Annotated in this window: 7 protein-coding genes; 3 read left to right on the top strand and 4 right to left on the bottom strand. The window is 31.6% G+C overall.

Annotated features, from left to right (window positions below):
- Window positions 1-203 precede the first annotated feature (203 nt).
- The 3 genes from BGO27_06135 to BGO27_06125 all read right to left on the bottom strand — a co-directional run bounded on the left by BGO27_06135 (window position 204) and on the right by BGO27_06125 (window position 4,542).
- On the bottom strand, window positions 204-647 hold the full coding sequence (locus BGO27_06135) for a hypothetical protein (GenBank protein ID OJV17140.1): 444 nt from the start codon (window positions 645-647) through the stop codon (window positions 204-206).
- Between the two features lie 18 nt (window positions 648-665).
- A complete protein-coding gene (locus BGO27_06130) occupies window positions 666-1,595 on the bottom strand; it encodes a fructose-bisphosphate aldolase (GenBank protein ID OJV17139.1) in 930 nt (309 codons plus the stop codon).
- A gap of 91 nt (window positions 1,596-1,686) precedes the next feature.
- The gene (locus BGO27_06125) at window positions 1,687-4,542 is read right to left on the bottom strand and encodes a hypothetical protein (GenBank protein ID OJV17138.1); all 2,856 of its coding nucleotides are present in this window, start codon (window positions 4,540-4,542) and stop codon (window positions 1,687-1,689) included.
- 256 nt (window positions 4,543-4,798) lie between these two features.
- On the opposite strand from BGO27_06125, the gene BGO27_06120 reads away from it, so the two are divergent.
- Genes BGO27_06120 through BGO27_06110 form a run of 3 tightly spaced genes read left to right on the top strand, consistent with a single transcriptional unit; the run spans window position 4,799 to window position 7,115 of the window.
- Window positions 4,799-5,437 (top strand): hypothetical protein, encoded by a 639-nt coding sequence (locus tag BGO27_06120; GenBank protein OJV17137.1) that lies wholly within the window; start codon window positions 4,799-4,801, stop codon window positions 5,435-5,437.
- Window positions 5,434-6,246: a hypothetical protein gene (locus tag BGO27_06115; protein ID OJV17136.1), complete on the top strand. Its 813-nt coding sequence runs from the start codon at window positions 5,434-5,436 to the stop codon at window positions 6,244-6,246. The genes BGO27_06120 and BGO27_06115 overlap by 4 nt, the downstream gene beginning before the upstream one ends.
- Window positions 6,243-7,115 carry a hypothetical protein gene (locus BGO27_06110; protein OJV17135.1) on the top strand — a complete coding sequence of 291 codons (873 nt, stop codon included), beginning with the start codon at window positions 6,243-6,245 and terminating at the stop codon, window positions 7,113-7,115. Before BGO27_06115 ends, BGO27_06110 begins: the two co-directional genes overlap by 4 nt.
- Here the strand turns inward: BGO27_06110 and BGO27_06105 are convergent.
- The gene (locus BGO27_06105) at window positions 7,084-7,443 is read right to left on the bottom strand and encodes a ribosome-binding factor A (protein OJV17134.1); all 360 of its coding nucleotides are present in this window, start codon (window positions 7,441-7,443) and stop codon (window positions 7,084-7,086) included. The two genes, BGO27_06110 and BGO27_06105, sit on opposite strands and share 32 nt — an antisense overlap.
- Between the last annotated feature and the right edge of the window lie 37 nt (window positions 7,444-7,480).

The following is a 7,480-nucleotide window of genomic DNA, read 5'->3' as shown; positions in this document are numbered from 1 at the left end:
AACAAAGGAAAAAAGAAGGCGCTTAAACAGCCCTTTCAGACTTATTGTCAACCCTTTTCCTCCAATATTCCGTCACCGATACTCCGAACCTATACAATTGCGAGAGTTTTTAACCTCGAAGCAATCCAGGAAAAATGAATTACTGTGATGGATTACCTGAATAGCATTTTATGCATTTCGCAATGACCCAGAGACAACTATCTTTACTCTGGTATTTTATCCATATCTTCTGAGGTTATCATAATAGACTCAAAGCCTTGTTTTAAAAGACTATCGACATCACCCATAACAGTAAACGGTACAACTGTATATCTGTCCCAGGTCTCAATGAGTTCTAACGACTCTTCGCTGCCATCGTAGTCAAAAGCAACAAAATCAGCACCTGCCTCACCTATGATCATAGCATTATCATAGGAATTATGTGTGTGAACGCCAATAATAAACTCATCCCCATGATTATTACGGAGGGATTTTATAGTCTTTTCAATATCTTTCTCGTTATATTTTGTGATAAATACGCCCATTGGCATATCGTAGTTATCGTAACCAATAATTACTGCTTCAGTTGGAAGGTCAATATCATCCCTGGATATAATCAGCGATACATCAGGATGGAAAGCCCCATCCTGATTGTTGTTTTCTAGCATTAGGCAGATTTCCAAAGCTTACTCCCTGCCCTGATAAATACGAATGATATCACCAAGTAGCTGTAAAGCCTCTTCGCGTGGTCTTTGGAAGCTGTTACGACCAATAATAGAACCATTACCACCACCATCACGGATAGCTCTTGTTTCTTCATAAACGTCGTCCAGTGATCTGCTAGCACCACCAGAGAATACTACAAGTCTTCTGCCGTTAAAGCACGACTGAACAACGTGAGCGATTCTGTCTTTCATGGTATCAACTTTAATACCTTCTTTCTCGTATACCTTTTTAGCCTCACTTTGAGATACAACTCCCATCGGTGGTTTTACCTTAATAATGTGCGCGCCGCAAAGTGCCGCAATATGAGCTGCATATGCACATACGTCTACCGCTGTTTCTGCTTCTTTTGAAAGCTCACCACCCCTTGGGTATGACCAGATTACAACCGCAAGACCATATGATTTTGCTTCTTCAGCCATTTCTCTGATTGTTGAAATCATATCTAACGATGCATCAGACCCTGGATAAATTGTAAAACCGATAGCAGAACAGCCAAGTCTTACTGCGTCTCTTGGAGTACCAGTAATTGCCTGATCAGGAACCATATCTTTTCTAAGAAGTGTATTTGAACTATTCACCTTTAAAATTGTAGGAATTTGACCAGCAAAAGTGTCTGCCCCAGCTTCAATCATGCCAAGTGGCGCTGCATAAGCGTTAAGACCAGCATCAATTGCAAGTTTGAAGTGGTAGTGTGGATCATAAGCATCTGGATTTGCTGCGAAACTACGCGCAGGTCCATGCTCAAAGCCCTGATCTACTGGTAAAATTACCATTTTGCCAGTACCTGCAAGCTTACCTGTCATAAGAATACGGCATAAGTTTGCTTTAGTTCCAGGGTTATCACTTTCGTAATAACTTAATATTTTTCTAACCTTTTGGGAAATTTTCATGAGGCTTGCTCCTTTTTTTATACTAGATACTCGTCTTTTTATAGTATAAATAACGATTTTTCAAGCCTCATTTTATTATTAGCAGTTATAATTATGGTACAAAATACTGAAAGCTGCTCTTTTTATTGTCATTTATATCTTCCCTAAAGCTTAACCTCTCTGCACCTTTTAGTATTAATACTATATTTCTATCAAACTGCTGCTCTAAATCTTTTCGATAATATCCAATCAGATGCAATGGTATACGCCCTGCTGTATTTGGTATTGTAACATCAGCCTGATACTGCAATAACTCCCTTATAACTAATTCATCGGAATATAAGGCAGCATAAGTAAGAGCTGTATTTCCATCAACATCTTGCTGATTTATATTAGCTCCATATTTTATCAATATATCAATTTTCTTAAACAACTCGTCCCTTTCCTTAGTACAATCCTTAATTTGATAGTTCTCAGCATAATATTTACAACTATGCTGAATTAAAGAAATAAGCGGTGAAAACTCTAACACACCTGACTTTTTATTTACTACAAAACCTCTTTCATTTTCTGGAATATTGCTCAAAAAACTTTCCAGTTCTACTGAAGATTTATAATTTATAATAAAAGCCAGATCATTAATATGCTTTAATATTTCAAATAACTCGTGTTTACCTGTCATGGCAGCATAATCCAGACAATTTTTATTATTTGTATCTTCACTATAAATTTCAAAAAGATTTTTATTTGAATGCAAAATAATCATTTTAACCAAGTAACAAGCAACATTATCAGGAAAGTTTATAGCAATATAATGAAAAATTGTGCTGCCATCATTAGAAATGGTGTTTGGGTTTGCACCTGCCTTTAAAAGCCTGATAAACCTGCTATTAGCCTCATTATGAAACTTAGTAAATTTCTCTCGAGTATTTAGAATATGCTGCAAGCTATAGAATAATACCGAATAACCATTTTTATCAGTTTCATTTATATTATGCTTATTAAATACCCAGCTAAATAACGTAAAATCAAATAACTTATTTTGCGTTCCTACAGAGCATAACTGCAAGGCGTTTCTTCCGTTTTCAGATCTAAAACCCATATTTACAAGACCCATTAATATTTGAGAATACCCACGGTTATAAGCAACATCTAACAAATATCTATGCTGCTCAATTTTTTTAAAATTTAAAAAATGTATTGTATAGTTAATTAAACTTTCAAAACTTTGCATATCTCCCAGATAAATTGCCAAATGAAACGGAGTTTGATTTTGTCTGTTCATATTATATATGACTTTCTTTAAAGCCGTAGTGTCTTTAAAATATTTAATCATATCTGTCTTTTTATGATGCACAAGCTTATGAATAATATTCTCATCTCCGTTATTTGATTTAAATATATCAATATTATTCTGCAGCATTAAGAGTGAGAATATTTCTTCTGAGAAATTTTTTGATCCCACACATGACATAAGGGGAGTATTTCCTATGCTGTTTTGAGCATTAACATCTGCACCATTTTCAAGTAAAAACTTAACAAATTTTATATCGCCATTCTCACATGCCAGATGCAGTGGCGCATCATAATAACGATCAGGATTCATGGATAATGCACCAATTTCTTTAAGGCGAATTAAACCTTCCATAAAGTCGCTATCTATCGCAATATGTACCAAATTTTCGCCTTCTTCAGTAGTGACATTTAAATCAGCTCCTTTGGATAGAAGAAAGTCAAATAAATTAATGTCTTTATTGTAGAATGCCTTATGAACTGGATACTCACCTTTATTTTTATCAAATGAATTCCATGCAACGGCAAAAGACTCAAACTTTTTAATTTCATCACAAGTTTTATAATCAAATAAATTATTTATAAACGTTGGATTTTCTCCAAAATCTACAAAATGTAAATTAGCACCAAGATTTACATATTTCAGTGCTTCATCTACCGAAAAATTCTTATTACCCGACATTACCTGCAAATGTATACTATATTGCTCTAGCATTCCTATAATTGCTAGATACTCATGTTCATCCTGCAATACGGTTTTCATTTTTTCTATACATTTTTTACCACTTTGATTTACAACAAACCAGAACCATTCCATGGCGTTATTTCTGGTATAATCCAAATTGGTAAGCCCCTCTTCTTTTAAAGTAAACCTATCCATAAATGCTTTTATATGTGGTATAGATTGTAGATTAATGAAGATATGCGGAGAAAAATTACTCGGCACATTTGCATTACATATGTTAGAGCATTTAACATATTTCACTAATGCACCGATTAAGTAATCTGCCGTAAACGGGGATTTTTTAGTTTTCTCTATATTAAATGCTCTCATGATTATAATTAATTTATTATAATCACTCATCTCTTCCCACTTTAAAAGCTCTTCAAATAGGTCGAACACATGTTTAAAGTTACTACTGAATATTATATAATCAATTACACTTAAATCTGCTTCATCTTTAGTTATTATCGGCAGCTTTTCCCAGCTTAATAGCTTTTTGATGAAGCTAACACATTCTCTTTGCTTTTCTGAAGGTCTTAAAAGATAATATTCTTCTGCTGCTTCGTAAAAAATTGATTTTTTATCTTTCGCATCATGAAAAATATTTTTGTCACTGCATAATTCAACAAGCCTTGATGCTGCATCAAATTGGTGCGTAGATACAAGCCATTGTAAAAATGTTTGATCAAATCTTCGTTGCAGTAATAAATCTTTATAATTTAGAACTATTTTATCGATATCATCAGTGGTAAAAATTATATCACTTGGCGCTGTTTGAGTTGCCTCTGCGTTTTCATCATCTCTTAATAGATAATAAAGCTCCTCCCATGGCTGCAATATAAAACGAGTCCTTTTTTTATATTGCTGATAAAAAATAGTTTTATCTTTTTCAGCAGAATTTCTAGATATCAAATAATTTTTCGATGAAGAATCAGAACGTTCAGATTTCATAGACTCGCCTCTATTAAAATTTATACTAAAGAGAACTATTATATTTTTAGTCTACATACAAATTTATTAACAGAGCAACATAATATTCATTGTTTAAAACTTATTTATAATAAAAACTATTAAAATAATTTTCTTGTATAAATATATTTCTAGCTGTTACTATATATTTATATAACCTTTATAAGTTGTTATTATGCGAATATTAGAAAACATTTACAGTGGTATTTTGAAATTTTATTATTTGTTCAAGACATCTATGTTCAACACAAAATATCGCGCTTTTCTGATATCTAATCCTAGAATTATTGGCATATTTTACGTTAACAACGATTTTCAGTTCTTGGTTTTAAATAAGCTACCATGTCTTATAAAGTTTCAAAAAATTTTTAATATAAGCAATAGTGATCTGATAAAACTTTATAAACAAAACCCAAGTAAGATTATGGACTTAGTCCCCAGAATAGCTTTAATTGAGTTATTTATTTTAGAAACGGGCTTACCAATAAGCGATTGGGAATTTGTTATTAAAAATCCTCGTTTTAAAGATACAACCAATTTATCCAGCTTCATGAAAACCTGCAAAAGTCTTATAGATAATGGAATAACTATAAAAAGCATGTTTAAACAGCTTAATGATCAGGAAATTAATGATATTTATATTTATGGTGTCAAGGCTTGGAAAGCTCATATCCTAGATAAATTACTAACTAATGCAGGCACACCTGAACTTCCTATAGAAACTTTACAGCATATTTCTTCGTTTATAGAACTTAAAACTATTATCGATAGATCACCACTCATTTGCAAAAAAGGTTTAAATGCAATAAAGTCATTTAGGAATGAGGAAGATAAGCAGGAAACTATAATTTATTTTGGCTCTCAAGGACATCAATGATAATCATTATTCTATTATTAATTAAGGTAATACTTGGAGTTATTATTAATCTGGCAATTATCGTACCCAGTATCAATCTCCATGAAAACTTCAAAAAACTTGTTACTAAAGGCAAAGCATTTGAAAAGGCAGCTAAAGTCAAATTTTCTTTATACCGACATCCGTTGACATCTAATTTATACAGCCAAAACCTTGAATTTAAAGTACATTTCTTAAGTAAATTTCCTGTTTTACAAAAATGTTTCAGCAACAAAACTCTGTCAGATTTAAGCCTTGTGAATGCTTTTACAATATTATCTTATAAACAGCCTGCCGAGCTACAAAAGAATTACCTGAATATTTTAAGCAAATTAAATACAATTGATATAAATACCATACCCTTTTCTGCAAAAGCTTTTATGAAGATTTTTTCAGTTAAATATTTAAAGCAAGGATACACTAATTTATTTTTCAGAAACTTAGATTTTTTTCTTCACATGGCAAAATATAACATTTCTCCTTTAAGGCTATTTAAAAAGCTTTCTATCCATCAGCTAAACGAGCTTATTAAAAACCCTTCATGGCAGGCTGAGTTTATTATGGACAAAACCACATATAAACTTAGCTGCTTACTTACAACTTTGAGGCTAAGCAAGCATTTTAGTAACTTGCCGAATGAAATAATTTTTCAAATTAATGAAAATATTCCTTTTTCGAATATACCAAATCTTATTCAAACTTCTAAAAAAGTTAAACATAACGCTGATGAATCAGTATACAGAGAAAGATTTAGCAAATCATTTATAGATATCAATAGCAAAGGTGTATGATATATTTTTTATTAGCATTACTTTTTACATCGGGAACTACTTATGGCTTTTTTACTTTTTTAGAATCAACCTACTTTTTAATCATAGCAGAGTCTGTAGCAAAATCTTTTGGATTAAGACTTGATAATGCAAGATTAATTAGCACCATAATACTTACTATAAAAGGTTTAATAATATTAAATAACCTTATTCAGCACATAAGAGAAAATTTAGAACCCGAAATAAATAAACTTGATGATAAACTACTTCGTAATTTCGATAAAGCAGTACATAAAATTGTACATAGAAATGTTTGGGATTTGGCTAGGTACTGTAAACAATTACATCTGGAAATTTCTGGCGATTTTTTTATTGCCACACAAAAAATAAATAATCTTCATGTAGAATTTAAAAAAGCCCTTTATATTACCGTTAAATACTCAAATTTATTTAATGATTTAATGAGGGAGTTTTTTAAAAATCCAAAATTACTACCTTTAGCAGAATGGAGTAAATTATTTTCAAATGAGATTTATTATAAAAAACGCTATATCAAACTTCTAAGTCAAAAACCAGCAAACTTAAAGTTATTCCATGAATTTCGTATATTACCTTCTGAATTATTTGATAATTTTAGCTTAAAACAGGTTAAAAATGCCCTAGAGTTTAAACTAAACAATATTAACATCACTAGATTTATAACGTTTAGGCTTCATTATATTATCAATATACATAATGTTTTACCCAAGGATTTAGTAGCTGAAATTGGCAGACACCTTTCGTATCAAGACCTAATTAATGTTAAATTGGTTCAAAAAGATAAAGAAAATTATAGAGAATTCTTATTAGGAAATAAAACTACTTATTCTCCGCAGACAAGCTTGCAATAAGATCTAAAATTTTATCGGCATTCTGAGTAACTTTCTCATACTTAAAAATTAAATTAGGCACTCTTTTAGCATAAAGCTTTTGAGCAAGAAGACGCTTTATCTTTTGAGAAGATGCTGTAAGCCTGTTTACAAGCTCTTCAGCTGAAATAGCCTGAGTTAGAGGATAAACATAAACACTTGCGTTTTGAAGATCAGGACTTACCTTAACATCAGTAATAGATACAGAAACTTCAAATAACTCAGGAGATATAAAAGTACCCGACACAAATACGTCAGCTAGTATTTTTCTAATGTTTTCAGATGCTTTTAGTTGTCTTGAGCTAGTCATGGTTTAAACCAAATTTAAAATTTGGCTGCATATTAAC

Source organism: Alphaproteobacteria bacterium 33-17 (genome assembly GCA_001897445.1).
Lineage (GTDB): Bacteria > Pseudomonadota > Alphaproteobacteria > Rickettsiales > 33-17 > 33-17.
This window is presented reverse-complemented; position numbering and strand designations above follow the sequence as displayed.

What these genes read in the sequence shown, in the direction of transcription:
- BGO27_06135 (OJV17140.1), bottom strand. Translation starts at nt 647, where the DNA reads ATGCTAGAAAACAACAATCAGGATGGGGCTTTCCATCCTGATGTATCG.
- BGO27_06105 (OJV17134.1), bottom strand. Translation starts at nt 7,443, where the DNA reads ATGACTAGCTCAAGACAACTAAAAGCATCTGAAAACATTAGAAAAATA.
- BGO27_06125 (OJV17138.1), bottom strand. Translation starts at nt 4,542, where the DNA reads ATGAAATCTGAACGTTCTGATTCTTCATCGAAAAATTATTTGATATCT.
- BGO27_06120 (OJV17137.1), top strand. Translation starts at nt 4,799, where the DNA reads ATGTTCAACACAAAATATCGCGCTTTTCTGATATCTAATCCTAGAATT.
- BGO27_06110 (OJV17135.1), top strand. Translation starts at nt 6,243, where the DNA reads ATGATATATTTTTTATTAGCATTACTTTTTACATCGGGAACTACTTAT.
- BGO27_06130 (OJV17139.1), bottom strand. Translation starts at nt 1,595, where the DNA reads ATGAAAATTTCCCAAAAGGTTAGAAAAATATTAAGTTATTACGAAAGT.
- BGO27_06115 (OJV17136.1), top strand. Translation starts at nt 5,434, where the DNA reads ATGATAATCATTATTCTATTATTAATTAAGGTAATACTTGGAGTTATT.